We start from the raw sequence: 13966 nt of genomic DNA on the forward strand, positions 1-13966 counted from the left end.
CGATTGTCAAAGCAGGCAATCGCAACCCGCCAAATCAATTCGACACGGCGCCTGCGGTTCCAGGGTTGCGGCCGGTTCGTCAGGAAATCTGGTTCCAGCACGGCTGAAGATCGCCCGGTGATCGCGTGGCGGCGTGTACGCCTCGCGCCACTGCCCGTGCCAGAACGCTGGCGGCGGCGTGGCCCAACTGGAACGCATCAACCTGCGGATCCCGCAATGGTCGCTGGCCGGTCGAGGCTGCAAATATCAGGTCGCCGTCGAATGGTGTATGGCTTGGCACAAGTGCGCGGGCCAGCCCGTCATGTGCAGCGGTTGCCAGCCGTTGCAGTGCTGATTTGTCAAGATCCGCGTCGGTTGCGACAATCGCGATTGTCGTTGCCTCGCCCAATCGTTTGGCGGGCTGCGGTTCGGCCGCGGATGGAAAGCTTTGCGGCAGGCCCAGCCCCCCGAATTCCCGATCCAGTTCCCATGGGGCCGCCCAGAAATGCGGGCCGTCGCCGACATTCGCCTGACCAAGGGCGTTCACGACGACAAGCGCGCCGATGGTCAGGCCATTGTCCAGAACCGCCGAAGCAGACCCAAGCCCGCCCTTCAAGGACCCCGTCATCGCGCCGGTTCCCGCACCTGCGGTCCCAAGCGCGAAATCTGTGCCGGCATGTTCCAGCGCGATTTCCGCCAGTTCGGGATAGGGGTTTTGCGTCCAGGATTTGTCACCGCCATTCAGCAGGTCGAACACGATTGCGCCGGGGACGATGGGCACGCGGGCCTGTCCCACGGCAAAGCCGCGCCCTTGTCGCCGCAATCCCTGCATGACCCCGTCGCATGCGGCCAGCCCGAATGCCGATCCGCCCGACAATACCAATGCGTCGATATCCGTGACCAGCTTGTCGGGTGCCAAAAGATCGGTGTCGCGGGTGCCCGGCGCCCCGCCCATGACATGAACCGAGGCGCGGAATGCCCGGTCTGCGGTCATGACCGTGACCCCGGATTTCAATCCAGCATCGTCTGCATTGCCGACCCAAAGGCCCGCAACATCGGTGATCAGGTTTTTCGGTCCGGGTCTCATTCCGTTTCTTTCTGGCGTGCCCGCAGGTTGCGCAGGACTTCCATGATGACGGCGGTCAGGATGCCGACATTCAGCAATCCGTTGACGGCCATGACGCCACCCAGAATGCGCCATTCCGGCGGCAGCAGCAGGTCGCCGAAGCCAAGTGTCGTAAAGACAACCAAGCTGAAATACACCGCTTCTTCCAGGGTTGGAAACAGGTCCAGTGTTACAAACGCGCCCGCCCAGATGCCCACGCTGATGGTCACGACCATCAGCGCCCAAATCGTGCACAGGATCAGCCCCAGAACCATCTTGAGGTTCTGTCTTCCGCGCGTCAGCCAGCCGCCGCGTCGACCCAGCACTGCAAGCATGGCCATGGCCGAGCTGCCGGCGACCGTGCTGCACAACATGACAAGCAATCCTCCCAGAACAATCTGGCCCAGCATGGCATGGTTCCCGTTTCCGCCGTCGCAAGGTCAATCTGATCGCAGATCGATACGAAATGCTAGCCCAGTATCCCGCACCCAGATGATGCGATCTTTACAGCGGGCATCGCCATCCCTATCTAACCGCGTCATGGCCAAGAAAAGCGACGACTCAAACTACAAGGTAATCGCCGAGAACCGGCGGGCCCGTTTCGATTACTTCATCGAGAGCGATCTCGAGGTGGGCATCGTGCTGACCGGGTCCGAGGTCAAGTCGCTGCGAACGGGACAATCGAACATCGCCGAAAGCTATGCCAGCATCGAAGATGGCGAATTGTGGCTGATCAATGGCTATATCGCGACCTTGCTGAATGCCGGCGTGTTTGGCCATGACGAACGGCGCAAACGCAAATTGTTGGTCAGTCGGCGCGAATTGGCGCGTCTTTGGCAGGCCATTGGCCGCGAAGGCATGACGCTGGTTCCCTTGGTGATGTATTTCAACCACAAGGGTCTGGTAAAGCTGAAAATCGGCGTCGCCAAGGGCAAGAAGGCCGCGGACAAGCGTGAAACCAGCGCCAAACGGGACTGGAACCGTCAAAAGCAACGCTTGTTGAAGCAAGGCTAGGGGCCATGCCATTGCAGCCGGTCGTTTAGGTCTGTAAATCATGCGCGTGCCGCTCGGTTTCAGGCAATGGAGGACGGGATGCAGGACGATCCGAAAACTTTGGTTTCGACCGAATGGTTGGCAGCGCATCTGTCGGATCCCGATTTGCGAATTATCGATGCCAGCTGGCACATGCCGGCCAGCGGGCGCGATGCCAGGGCCGAATACGAGGCCGCGCATATTCCCAATGCCCGCTTTTTCGACATGGACGAAATCGCGGATAAACGTAGCGTCCTGCCTCATATGGCGCCGCCGGTCGAGATGTTCATCAGCCGGATGCGGGCCATGGGCATTGGTGACGGGCATCAGGTGGTCATCTATGACAATTCCGATGTGCACAGCGCGGCGCGGATCTGGTGGCTCTTTCGTCTGATGGGCAAGATCGACGTGGCTGTTCTGGATGGCGGTTTTGCCAAATGGCGGGCCGAGGGGCGCGAGATCGAGGATATGCCGCCGATGCTGCGCGACCGTCACATCACCGTCCAGCGGCAGGCTGGATTGGTGCGCGACGTGACACAGGTTGCTGCGGCGTCAAAGCTGCGCGACCATGAGATCGTCGATGCCCGCGCGGCCGACCGGTTTCGGGGCGATGTCGATGAGCCGCGGCCGGGGCTGCGCGCCGGACATATCCCCGGTTCGCGCAACCTGCACTTCAAGCAGTTGCTGAATGACGACGGCACGATGAAGACCCCCGATGATCTGCGCGCGGCCTTCAAGGCGGCGGGCACGGATCTGGACAAGCCGGTCATCACCACCTGCGGAAGCGGCGTCACCGCCGCTGTCCTGTCGCTGGCGCTGGAACGTATCGGCCACCGCAACCATTCGCTTTACGACGGAAGCTGGACTGAATGGGGCAGCTTTCCCGACCTGAATATCGCAACCGGAGACGCCTGAGATGCTGTCGAACCTAAAACCGCAAGCCGCTGACAAGATCCTGATGCTGATCGAGGAATACAAGGCCGATACCCGTCAGGGCAAGATCGACCTCGGTGTCGGCGTCTACAAGGACCCGCAAGGCGTCACACCGGTCATGCGCGCGGTCAAGGCCGCCGAACAACGCATCTGGGAAAGCCAGACGACCAAGGCCTATACCGGTCTGGCCGGAGAACCCGAATACCGCAACGCCATGGCCAATATGGTGCTGGGCGATATGCCGGCTGATCGACTGGCTTCGGTTGCCTCGGTCGGGGGCACCGGTGCCATCCGCCAGGCGCTGGAACTGGCGCGGATGGCGAACCCGGACCTGACGGTGCATGTGTCCAACCCGACCTGGCCGAACCATCTGTCGATCATGAAGTTCATGGGCCTGCCCTTCGTCGAATACCGCTATTTCGACAATGACAGCCGTGGCGTCGATTTCGAAGGCATGAAGGCCGATATTGCCAAGGCAGGCAAGGGCGACATCGTGTTGCTGCATGGCTGCTGTCACAACCCGACCGGTGCCAACCTGACCATGGATCAGTGGAAAGAAGTCGTCGCGATCCTTCAGCAATCCGGTGCCGTTCCGCTGATCGACATTGCCTATCAGGGCTTTGGTGACGGTCTGGATGCAGATGCCGCAGCGACGCGTCTGGTTGCGCAAAGCCTGCCCGAGGTTCTGATCGCTGCCTCGTGCAGCAAGAATTTCGGCATCTATCGCGAACGCACCGGTATCCTGATGGCGCTGGCGGAAAACACTGCCGCGCGCGACCTGTCACAAGGGGCAATGGCCTTTCTGAACCGTCAGACCTTTTCCTTTCCGCCCGATCACGGTGCGCGGATCGTGTCCACGATCCTGAACGATGCCGAGCTGCGCAGCGATTGGGCCGCTGAACTGGAAGATGTCCGCAATTCGATGCTGGGCCTGCGTGCGCAGCTGGCATCCGAGTTGCGCGATCTTTCGGGCAGCGACCGGTTCGACTTTCTTGCCAACCATCGCGGCATGTTTTCACGCCTAGGTGCCACGCCCGAGCAGGTGCAAAAGCTGAAGACCGATTCGGCGATCTACATGGTCGGCGATTCGCGGCTGAACATTGCCGGTCTGAACAGTGATACCGTGCCCGTGCTTGCGCGTGCCATCGTGGATGCCGGCATCTGACACCGGCTGTCGGAATTTCGGACAAGACGGCAAGCGGGGGCAGGGATGCCCCCGTTTTTTTGTTGCGCCCGGGATGTCTAGCGGCGTGCCAGCTTTTGTTCGATATAGTCGCGCAGTTCTTCGACTTCGGTGCGGCTTTCGCGCAGGCCATCCATGGCGGCCTGCAACTCCGCCTCGGCGCCGGCCAGTCGGCTGGCAAGGTCTGCCTCGCGTTCTTCAAGCTGCGCGACGGCCTGGTCACGGGTTTCTTCGGCGTCGTGAAGTTGTTGGGCCATCATGTCCAGATCGCTCATGCTGGCCTTGGTCGGGCGAGTGATGCGGTGGACAAGCCAGCTGGCGAACCACCCCAGCACAAAGGCCGAGAAAAGAATGATTGCGGTGACGGTGATGAATTCGGTTCGGTTCATTCGGTGCCGTTCTGGTCTTCTTCCTCGGCCTGCAACTCATCCTCGGGCCGAGGAGAGGGGCGCGGTGTGGTTGCATCGGGTGTCTGGACCGGTAGCCTAGTGTTTTCTTCGCGTTCGTCCATAGTCTGGAATTCTTCGCTGACGCCAACAGTCGCGGGCACCATGCCGCTGGCCGCGGATGTGGTCGTGATGGTCGGCAGTTGCGGCCCCTCGAATTCGACGCTGTCGCCGGTATCGCCGGTGTCGGGCGCAAGTTTGCTGTTGCCGCTGTCGCGTGCCGGTTTGTCTGTCGTCACGCCGCTCAGCGCGGTCGGGGCGGCAAGCGGTTCGTTGCGCACCGGATAGGGGGACATCAGCCGGAACTCGATCCGCCGGTTTTCCTCGCGACCCTCTTCGCTGTCATTGCTGGCGATCGGCTGGCTTTCGCCATAGCCGCGCGCAGTCATGTTCGATGTGTCGATACCCGCATCCTGCATCGCTGCCACAAGCGTCTGCGCCCGCGCGCGCGACAGGTCGGCATTGAATCCCTGTGAACCTTGCGAATCCGTGTGGCCGCCGGCTTCGATCTGAAATTCGTTGCAGTCGACCATCGCGTCGGACATGCGCGCCAGCGTGGCTTCGGGGTCGCCTGCGATGGTGGATTTGCTTGGCTCAAAGCCGATTTCGGATTCCGACATGATGATATTCAGGCGCTGGACGCATTCTTCCCCGTCAGGCAGGTCCAGCGCCAGATCAAGCCGCCGGTCATAGCGGATCGACAGATCATAGCGCGCACCGGCACCCAATCGTGCGCCCAGCCTTGCGGCGGTTTGTTCGGGTGCGTGGGGGTCGCCTGATGTGCCGGTCAGCGTGACCAGATCGGGCGTCACCTCGACCGTGCCGCTATTGAGGGCGTCCAGCGCCTCGAGCCCGGCGATGACGCGCAGGGTCCATCCCTCGGGGACGTCACCCTGGCTGCTCAACGTGCTGTTGACCGCCGTGAAACGCGAGCGCGAAAAGCTGTCCACGGCCTCGCCCATGCGCGCATCGGCAATGCGGCCTTGCATTGACAGGACATCGTCTTCGCTGACCGAAGCGATGAACGCCGCCGGGCCTTGCGGTGCATCATCGGGGCGTTCGCGATTGGCGTGAAGCGAAAAGACAGGGGGCAGGCGCTGTTCAAGGCGGCCAGTGACTTCGGTGAAGCGGTCTTCCGGGATCTCGGCGGGCACGGTCAGGGCAATATCTGCATCCGACAGCGTGACTGTGCCCAGCCCCAGATCCGCGACCGCACCGATGGATTGCACCACGGCTTCGGCCCAGTTCGGAGAGGGCGATCCCAGCCCGAGCGTGCAGCCAAGTTTTCCTTCGATGCCAGCCTTCGTTGCGGCATCCACGATGCGGGCCTGACCATCCGCGTTGTCGGCAGCACAGGCATCAAGATGGGCGCCGTCCGCATCTATGGTGAACCGCATCGTAAAGGGAGCAATCACGGGGCGCGGGGCGGAAATATCGGTTTCCAGCTCGACCGAATCGGGCTTGGCTTGTTTCAGGCCGGTTTCCAGACGTCCTTTTTCGGCCCTGCTATCCGTGATCGCCGAAACCTTGACCCAACCCGGTCCGACCGAGATCTTGGCGCGCGTTGCCATCTGGGCGGCGCGAATGCCGAATTCGGTTGCGGCTTCCCAGCCGTCAGGCAAGGGGTAATCGGCGCTTTCAAGAAGATCGGTGATCTTCGGGGCCGCGGTTTCGTTGCGCAAGATGCGCACCATATCGGCGCGATCCGTCGATGCGGGCACCAGACCGATCAGCGAAATCCCGTCATCGTCGCGCAGCAGTTCGATCTTGAATTCGGGCGGTGTCAGGGCCTCGGTTGCGGCGACGGTCATCTCGTCGATGATACGCGAGGCATCCACCGCTGAGGATGCCTGGGTCATCGCGCGAAATCGCTCGACCTCGTTGGGGGCGGTGCCCTGCAAACGGACCTGCAGGCCATCGGTGGTCACCGTGACCCAATCCTGCCCGGCCGTCGAAAGCGCCAGCGTGACATCTTCGCGGGATCGCTGTTCGATCCAGGCGCTGGCCTCTTGCGCGCCCCACCAGCACAGGCCGCCGACACCGGCCAGAACGACAATTGTGGTCAGCGGGGCTGAGAGGCGTCGGCGCGAAGACGGCATGTGTTGGGGACCATGTGCTGTGGCGGGTGTTCTTGGTCTAGCCCCCCACCGGGGCTGGCGCAATCACGCCAGCCCTGCCAAGGCAAGAAACAGCCCAAGCACAAGCCCGGCATCGCGGTTCGATCGGAACAGGCGCAGGCAGGTATCATTTTGATCTGGAACGAATAATTTTAGCTGCCAGATCAGGTGGGCGGCAAATCCGGCCAGTCCTGCGTAAGCTATCAAGAGATTGCGACCGGAAAGTGAGATCGCGATCGCCAGCAAGACGACCGTCAGCACCGCAAAGCCCGTCAGGATGCGGGGGCTGTTGTCGCCAAACAGCAAGGCGGTGGACTTGACGCCGATAAGCGCGTCATCCTCGGCGTCCTGATGGGCATAGATCGTATCGTAGAATATCGTCCATGCGATGCCGCCAAGCCAGGCAATGATCACGCTGGGATCAACCCGGTCCATATGCGCGGCATAAGCCAGCATCACACCCCAGTTGAATGCCAGCCCCAGGAAGATCTGTGGCCACCATGTGAACCGTTTGGCAAACGGATATATGGCGACCAGTCCCAGCGACAGAACCCCCATCCAGATCGCAGTCTTGCCAAGGGTCAGCAAAATGATCAGCCCGACCATTCCCTGTGCGGCCAGCCACAGATATGCGCCCTTCAGGCTGACTTGTCCCGAGGGCAGCGGGCGTGACCGCGTCCGTGCAACCTGTGCGTCGATCTTTCGGTCAGTGATGTCATTCCAGGTACAGCCCGCACCGCGCATCACAAAGGCACCAATGGCGCAGGCAATTGCGATCCACAGGTCGAACAGCCGGGCCGTGTCTGCCATCATCGCCAGGCCAATCCCCCACCAACAGGGCAGTAACAGCAGCCAGGTTCCGATCGGCCGGTCTGCACGGGACAGCCGCAACAGGGGGCGCCACGATTCCGGCGCGCGCCGGTCGACCCAGTTTCCTTGCGGTGCGTCAAACACCGCATCTGGTCTTTCCGTGTGGTTTTGCATAGCGTCCGCGTTGTTATGGCAAAAATCAGACTGTTCATAGATCACCCGCTGGCCGAGGGACAACCCGTGCAATTGCAGGCTTCCCAGGCGCATTACCTGTCAGGGGTGATGCGTCTGCGCGCAGGAGAGGTGATTTCAGTTTTCAATGGACGACAGGGCGAATGGTCTGCGCGTCTTGGTGACATTGGCAAGCGGGGTGGCGTGTTGCACCCGGTCGAACAGACCGCGCCGCAGCGCAACCCGCCGGATCTGTGGCTGATTTTCGCGCCGATAAAGAAGGCGCGGACCGATTTCATCGTGGAAAAGGCGACGGAACTGGGGGCCGCGCGGATTCTGCCGGCACAAACGGATTTCACCAATTCCGAACGCATCCGCCAAGATCGCCTGCAAGCCCATGCAGTCGAAGCCACCGAACAATGCGGCGGCACCTATGTTCCGCAGGTCGAAGCGTTGGTGCCGCTTGCGCGGTTGCTGGATGATTGGGACGGCGACCGAAATATCCTGTGGTGTGACGAGGCGCTGGCAGGTCCGGCACAGACGCTTGCGGGGTTGCCGGGCGGGTCCTGGGCGATCCTGATCGGCCCTGAAGGCGGGTTCTCAGATGCCGAACGAAAGCGCCTGGTGGATTTGCCCTTCGTGCATCGAATCAGCCTTGGTCCGCGTATCTTGCGCGCCGATACGGCTGCCGTCGCGTCAATTTCACTTTGGCAGGCCGCGCTGGGGGATTGGGCCTAGCGCGACGCCACATCAGCACATGCAATTCGGGTCAGGGTAATTGCTGCAATGCAGCAATTGCTGATTTCGCGTCATATACTGCGTGAAATGCATATCTGACTTGTCAAAATCGCCCCTACAATTCTGCATCTGCACAATCTATTTGCCAGTTATCCGCAACATGCCCGCCAATCGGGCAATATGAGAACAGGTGATAAGATGTCCGCCATTGAAATGAACCGCAACGCAGCTGTTGTTGGTGGTTTCGGCAATGTTTTTGTCCGCTTTTTCTCGATGGTCGCGGCGTGGAATGACGCCCGTCTTACCCGCCGTGAACTGAACCGCCTGACCGATCGTGAACTGGACGATATCGGTCTGACCCGTGGTGATATCGAGAGCATCGCGCGCGCCCGCTAAGGCCGGAACGACCAAGACGAACAAACCCCCATTGCGGTAGCAGCGGGGGTTTTTTCGTGTCTGGTTTCAGGATAGCCGCGTCTTATGGGATGCGCGTCATCGTCAGGGTGGACCATTCCCCCAGATCGTCGCGCCGATCACAATGAAATCCCGTGGCCTGATAGCTATCGGTGACGTCCTGAGCCTGGGTTGTCAGGATGCCTGACAGGATGATCCGGCCGTCGGGCGCAACATGGCGCGCCATGTCAGGCGCCAGATCAATGAGTGGCTGTTTCAGGATATTGGCCAGAACCAGATCGAACGGGGCGGCGTCTTCCAATGTGGGGTGATCAAAGCCCATCGCCTCGAGACAGACCACGCGACCGTCCAGACCATTGGCGATGACATTGGCTGATGCCGTGTCAACGGCAACCGCGTCGATATCGCTGGCCAATACCGTCACCGGCCAGATCCGCGCCGCGCCCATCGCCAGAACTGCGGTGCCGCAGCCGATATCGGCGATCCGGCGCGGGGAAAACCCGTCATTGGCCAGCCGGTCGATCGCTTCGAGACAGCCCTTGGTGGTGCCGTGATGGCCGGTGCCGAATGCCATGGCGGCCTCGATGCACAGGGCTTCGGCGCCTTCCGGGATGCTGTCTGCATCGTGACTGCCATGCACAAAGAAGCGTCCGGCAGCAACCGGCGACAATTCTCGTTTGACATGGGCGACCCAATCGACATCGGGCAGTTCCGAGATCACGAAAGGTTCGGCCCCCCATGCGGCGGCCAGCAATGCCAAGGCGACTTCGTCGGGCTGTTCGGTGAAATAGACGCCGACTTCCCAGCGTTCAGAGCCGTCCTCGATCTCGAAAACGCCAGAACCGACCGGTTCAGGGGTCAGATCTTCGCAGGCTTCCGACAGTGCCTCGGCGGGCGCGCGCCCGGCGACATGGGTCAGGGCAGTATATGTTGTCATGTGTTCTGATCCGCGATTGGCATGGATGCCTGTACCCCCGTGCCCTTCAGCCCGCAATAACCGTCTGGATTCTTTTCCAGATATTGCTGGTGGTCATCAGGGCCACGCCAGAATGGAGATTCGTCGATGATTTCGGTGGTGACCTTGCCGAAACCACGCACCGCCAGGCGATTGTCGTAATCGGTACGCGAGGCTTGGGCTGCGGCGCGCTGACTGTTGGTAAAGGCCATGATCAGGCTGCGATACTGACTGCCATGGTCATTGCCCTGCCGCTCGCCCTGCGTCGGGTCGTGGTTTTCCCAGAAAAGCTGCAGCAGATGTTCATAGCTGATCAGCGAGCTGTCAAATATCACGCGCACGACCTCGGCATGTCCTGTCTGTCCGGTCTTGACCTGATCATAGGTCGGGTCAGGCGTGGTGCCGCCGGCAAAGCCGACTTCGGTCAGCCAAACCCCGGTTTGCTGCCAGAACAGGCGCTCGACCCCCCAATAGCATCCCATGCCGAACAGGGCCTGGTCAAAGCCATGCGGGGCGTCGCTGCCAAGCGGACGGTTGAAAATTGCATGTTGTGTCATCGGTCCATCCTTCCGGTTCATCATCGCAAACGCGCCGCAAGGCGCAAGGGTTCGCTTGCGATCGGGCCGACAAGGCGTCATGTTCTGCCGGCCTTGCACCCAGTCCAGCCCGGAGCAACAAGATGGATCTGCTGACCCCGATGACCGATATATCGGAACGCCTTGGCGATCTGACCACCGCCCTGATGATCGGGGTGCTGACCGGTGCCTTGTTCGGCTTTGCTGCGCAGCGGTCGGCCTTTTGCCTGCGCTCTGCTGCGGTCGAGCTGTCTCGGGGGCGGCTGGGTCCGCGCCTGGCGATCTGGTTGCTGGCCGTATCCGCCGCGATACTGTCTGCCCAGGGCGCGCGTATTGCGGGGGTGTTTGATTCCGAAACCGCGCAATTGATGAACTTTGCCGGCAGCTGGTCGGGGGCGGCGGTTGGCGGGGTGATCTTTGGTATCGGCATGGTGCTGGCGCGGGGTTGTTCCGGCCGCCTGCTGGTGTTGGCGGGAACCGGAAATCTGCGCTGCCTGTTGGCGGGGCTGGTTCTGGCCCTGACTGCGCAATTCACCATTGGCGGGTTTCTTGCGCCGGTGCGCCGCTGGGTCAACGGCGTGGCGATGACCCCTGGGGGGCGCAACAGCGATCTGCTTGCGACCCTCGGGGCGGGACCGTGGGTGGGCGTTGCATTCGGCGCGGTGTTGTTCGCCATCGCGCTGCGTCTGGTGCAGCGTTCCGGGGCCGGTTGGGCAAGGGCCGGCTTTGCCCTTGTGGCCGGCGGCGCGATCAGCCTTGGCTGGGTGTTGACCTATACGCAATCGCTTGTGTCATTCGAACCGCTGGGTGTGGTTTCTGCGACATTTGCCGCGCCTTCGGCGGGGGTCATGATGTCGTTGATGACAGGTGATTTCGCGCTGAATTTCAGCCTCGGCCTGGTTCCAGGCGTGTTTGGCGGTGCATTTCTGGGCGGGCTTGCCGGGCGTGAATTGCGTCTTGAGGGGTATCACGATGTGCCCCAGTTGGTACGGTCATTGTCAGGTGGTGCGCTGATGGGGTTTGGCGCTGTTCTGGCCGGGGGCTGCGCGATCGGTGCGGGCGTGACCGGGGTGTCGATCTTTGTGGGGCCGCTATGCGTGGCAACGCTGTTCTTTTTCCTGGGCGCATGGTTGGCGGACGGGGTGGTCGACCGGGCCGCCGCCGCCGCGGGCGCGCCCGTCGAGTTACAGCGCTAACTGCGAGGATGGGCGGCGCGATAGACCGACATCAGCTGTGCATCATCGACACCCGTATAGACCTGGGTCGTGGACAGGCTGGCATGACCCAGCAGTTCCTGAATAGTGCGGAGATCGCCGCCAGCGGCCAGAAGATGGGTCGCGAAGGAATGTCGCAACGCATGTGGTGTTGCCGTGGGCGGCAGCCCCAGCGCGGCACGGGCCCTGCGCAATGCTTGTGAGACGATGCCCCCGTCCAGACGGCCACCCCTGACGCCGCGGAACAATGCGGCGTCTGCTTCCAGTGGCCAGGGGCACAGGCTTAGATATTGTGCGACGGCGTTACATGTGACCGGCAGGACCGGCACCTGCCGCTGGCGCTTCCCTTTGCCGGTGATCGTCAGGCTGTCACGAAAGGGCCAGTCACGTCCGTTCAGCTGCAAGGCTTCGGAAATCCGCAACCCGCACCCCCAAAGCAGCGTCATTACCGCAACGTCGCGTGCCGCCACCCATGGCGTTTCGTGATTGGTCGATACGACATCCAGCGCGTCCTGCGCCTGCACGGGGGTCAGCGGACGTGGCAGGGATCTGGCAAATTTGGGGCTGCGTGCGGACAGTGCCGGCGACAGGTCATAACCCTCTCGGTCTGAAATCCAGCGCAAAAAGCTGCGAATCGCGGATTGACGGCGGGCCAGTGATCGCGCCCCCAACCCGCGTGCGCGTTCGGATGCCGCAAAGGCGCGCATGTCGGCCTGCTTTAGCCCGGCAAGCGATTTCGGGGTCGCGGCCTCGCCTGAATAGCCGCCCAGAAATGACAGGAATGCCAGCAGATCGGCGCGATAGGCGGTGATAGTGTGGCTCGAACGATCGCGGGTCGCGGCCTCGGTCTCCAGCCAGCGGGCAAGCGCATCCGACATCGCCGGGGACAGCGCCAGCGGGCCGGGCTGGGTCATGATGCCAGCCGGCTTAGCAGAACCAGTCGGAAGACCTGGGTAAAGAACCGCAACAGGTCAGTGCCATGCGCGGGCTGGAAACGCTGCGAATCTGCACTGCCCAGCAACAGCATGGCGCGTGGCCGCCGCGCCCCGAGATCCATCGGCATCAGGGCTTCGGAGGCAACGGATCGCCCGTGGATCGGGCGGGTGATGGGCGAGGCCGGGCGCAGAACGATGTCGTCGCCCCGCGGTGCACGGCGCCCCGATTCGATGATGCGTCCGATCGACCCCTCGGGCGCGATGACTACATCTTCCGGCAGCCCGTCCATTGCCGGGTCCGCCTCGACCACCAGTCGCAGCGTTTCAATGCGCAGCAATGGCGCGATATCCGCCTGCATGCTGTCGACAAGTTCGGTCATATCAGAGGTTTCCAGCAGCCCGATCACTGCGCGATGCACGATCGCGGTGCCGGACTGGTTGTCATAGGCGGCAGAGATCACGCTTTCATGCTGTGCCTCCAGCCGGTCCAGCCGCGTCTCAAGCGCATCCATCGCGCGACCGCGTATGTCGATGACATTCTCGCCGATTTCGTCTTCGCGCGCTGCAACCAGCGCGCGCATCAGGTCACGGTCGGCAAGAATGGCGGCAGGATCGGCAAGCAACCTGTCACGTGTTTCCTGATCCAGTTCCACTGCCATTCCTGCCCCTTTTCATCACTGCCTTGCAGCTGTTCAGCCGATCTTCTGACCGGTCTTTGCCCAATCTGCATTGAACTGTGCCAGACCCTTGTCGGTCAAGACATGGTTGGCCATGGACTTGATGACGGCGGGCGGCGCGGTGATGACATCGGCACCGATCTTGCCGGCTTCGACGATGTGGTTCACCGAACGAATCGACGCTGCGAGGATCTGGGTTTCGTAGCCGTAATTGTCATAGATCTCGCGGATATCGGCGATCAGGTCCATGCCGTCCAGGTGGATATCGTCCAGGCGGCCGATGAAGGGGCTGATGAAGGTCGCGCCAGCCTTGGCCGCCAGAATCGCCTGCGCGGCCGAGAAACACAGTGTAACATTGACCATATGGCCTTCGTCCGACAGCACCCGACAGGCTTTCAGGCCGTCCCAGGTCAGCGGCACCTTGACGGTGATGTTGTCGGCGATCTTGGCCAGCGTCTTGCCTTCGCGGATCATGTCATCGGCCTTTTCGGCGACAACCTCTGCGGAAACGGGGCCTTCGACCATTTCGCAGATTTCACGGGTGACTTCGGTGATGTCGCGGCCTGCTTTCAGGATCAGCGAGGGGTTGGTGGTCACGCCGTCCACCATTCCCAGATCGTTCAGTTCCTTGATGGCGGCAACATCGGCGGTATCGACGAAGAATTTCATGGCCCGGCTCCTC

General features: G+C 61.8%; 16 protein-coding genes. 6 read left to right on the forward strand and 10 right to left on the reverse strand.

The genetic code is table 11. The features are described from left to right. Positions 1–79: 79 nt before the first annotated feature. Together PAF17_RS04150 and PAF17_RS04155 are read right to left on the reverse strand one after the other, a co-directional pair. Complete coding sequence (locus PAF17_RS04150) at positions 80–1066, reverse strand: P1 family peptidase (RefSeq protein ID WP_271887822.1); 987 nt, start codon at positions 1064–1066, stop codon at positions 80–82. Continuing rightward, positions 1063–1494 (reverse strand): ion channel, encoded by a 432-nt coding sequence (locus tag PAF17_RS04155; protein ID WP_271887823.1) that lies wholly within the window; start codon positions 1492–1494, stop codon positions 1063–1065. Before PAF17_RS04155 ends, PAF17_RS04150 begins: the two co-directional genes overlap by 4 nt. 130 nt (positions 1495–1624) lie before the next feature. Here PAF17_RS04155 and smpB point away from each other — a divergent pair, with 130 nt between their 5' ends. The 3 genes from smpB to PAF17_RS04170 all read left to right on the forward strand — a co-directional run bounded on the left by smpB (position 1625) and on the right by PAF17_RS04170 (position 4214). Next, complete coding sequence (gene smpB, locus PAF17_RS04160; protein WP_271887824.1) at positions 1625–2098, forward strand: SsrA-binding protein SmpB; 474 nt, start codon at positions 1625–1627, stop codon at positions 2096–2098. A 78-nt stretch (positions 2099–2176) separates the two neighbouring features. After that, positions 2177–3031, forward strand: a complete 855-nt coding sequence (gene sseA, locus PAF17_RS04165; protein ID WP_271887825.1) for a 3-mercaptopyruvate sulfurtransferase — start codon at positions 2177–2179, stop codon at positions 3029–3031. Position 3032: 1 nt separating this feature from the next. Beyond that, the gene (locus tag PAF17_RS04170; protein ID WP_271887826.1) at positions 3033–4214 is read left to right on the forward strand and encodes an amino acid aminotransferase; all 1182 of its coding nucleotides are present in this window, start codon (positions 3033–3035) and stop codon (positions 4212–4214) included. 77 nt (positions 4215–4291) lie between these two features. Here the strand turns inward: PAF17_RS04170 and PAF17_RS04175 are convergent, their stop codons facing one another. The 3 genes from PAF17_RS04175 to ubiA form a co-directional block, all read right to left on the reverse strand. Next, positions 4292–4621 carry a hypothetical protein gene (locus PAF17_RS04175; RefSeq protein WP_271887827.1) on the reverse strand — a complete coding sequence of 110 codons (330 nt, stop codon included), beginning with the start codon at positions 4619–4621 and terminating at the stop codon, positions 4292–4294. After that, entirely contained in the window at positions 4618–6777 is a 2160-nt protein-coding gene (locus PAF17_RS04180) for an OmpA family protein (RefSeq protein WP_271887828.1), read from the reverse strand. The genes PAF17_RS04175 and PAF17_RS04180 overlap by 4 nt, the downstream gene beginning before the upstream one ends. A 63-nt stretch (positions 6778–6840) precedes the next feature. Beyond that, positions 6841–7779, reverse strand: coding sequence for a 4-hydroxybenzoate octaprenyltransferase (gene ubiA / locus PAF17_RS04185; protein WP_271887829.1), 939 nt, complete (start codon positions 7777–7779; stop codon positions 6841–6843). A gap of 15 nt (positions 7780–7794) precedes the next feature. On the opposite strand from ubiA, the gene PAF17_RS04190 reads away from it, so the two are divergent. Together PAF17_RS04190 and PAF17_RS04195 are read left to right on the forward strand one after the other, a co-directional pair. Beyond that, on the forward strand, positions 7795–8514 hold the full coding sequence (locus PAF17_RS04190; protein ID WP_271887830.1) for a 16S rRNA (uracil(1498)-N(3))-methyltransferase: 720 nt from the start codon (positions 7795–7797) through the stop codon (positions 8512–8514). 198 nt (positions 8515–8712) lie between these two features. Next, complete coding sequence (locus PAF17_RS04195; protein WP_271887831.1) at positions 8713–8910, forward strand: DUF1127 domain-containing protein; 198 nt, start codon at positions 8713–8715, stop codon at positions 8908–8910. A gap of 82 nt (positions 8911–8992) precedes the next feature. On the opposite strand, the gene PAF17_RS04200 is transcribed toward PAF17_RS04195, so the two are convergent. Together PAF17_RS04200 and msrA are read right to left on the reverse strand one after the other, a co-directional pair. Continuing rightward, positions 8993–9865: a 50S ribosomal protein L11 methyltransferase gene (locus tag PAF17_RS04200; protein WP_271887832.1), complete on the reverse strand. Its 873-nt coding sequence runs from the start codon at positions 9863–9865 to the stop codon at positions 8993–8995. After that, entirely contained in the window at positions 9862–10440 is a 579-nt protein-coding gene (gene msrA, locus PAF17_RS04205; RefSeq protein ID WP_271887833.1) for a peptide-methionine (S)-S-oxide reductase MsrA, read from the reverse strand. The genes PAF17_RS04200 and msrA overlap by 4 nt, the downstream gene beginning before the upstream one ends. Positions 10441–10562: 122 nt before the next feature. Between msrA and PAF17_RS04210 the strand changes: the two genes are divergently transcribed. Next, on the forward strand, positions 10563–11654 hold the full coding sequence (locus PAF17_RS04210; RefSeq protein ID WP_271887834.1) for a YeeE/YedE family protein: 1092 nt from the start codon (positions 10563–10565) through the stop codon (positions 11652–11654). On the opposite strand, the gene PAF17_RS04215 is transcribed toward PAF17_RS04210, so the two are convergent. From PAF17_RS04215 to fsa, 3 genes are read right to left on the reverse strand one after another with little or no spacing between them, the layout of a single operon-like run. Then, positions 11651–12586, reverse strand: coding sequence for a tyrosine recombinase XerC (locus tag PAF17_RS04215; protein ID WP_271887835.1), 936 nt, complete (start codon positions 12584–12586; stop codon positions 11651–11653). The two genes, PAF17_RS04210 and PAF17_RS04215, sit on opposite strands and share 4 nt — an antisense overlap. Then, positions 12583–13266: a DUF484 family protein gene (locus PAF17_RS04220; RefSeq protein ID WP_271887836.1), complete on the reverse strand. Its 684-nt coding sequence runs from the start codon at positions 13264–13266 to the stop codon at positions 12583–12585. The genes PAF17_RS04215 and PAF17_RS04220 overlap by 4 nt, the downstream gene beginning before the upstream one ends. Positions 13267–13299: 33 nt before the next feature. Further along, on the reverse strand, positions 13300–13953 hold the full coding sequence (fsa, locus tag PAF17_RS04225) for a fructose-6-phosphate aldolase (protein WP_271887837.1): 654 nt from the start codon (positions 13951–13953) through the stop codon (positions 13300–13302). Positions 13954–13966: the final 13 nt, after the last annotated feature.

Source organism: Paracoccus onchidii (assembly GCF_028294535.1).
Taxonomy (GTDB): domain Bacteria; phylum Pseudomonadota; class Alphaproteobacteria; order Rhodobacterales; family Rhodobacteraceae; genus Paracoccus; species Paracoccus onchidii.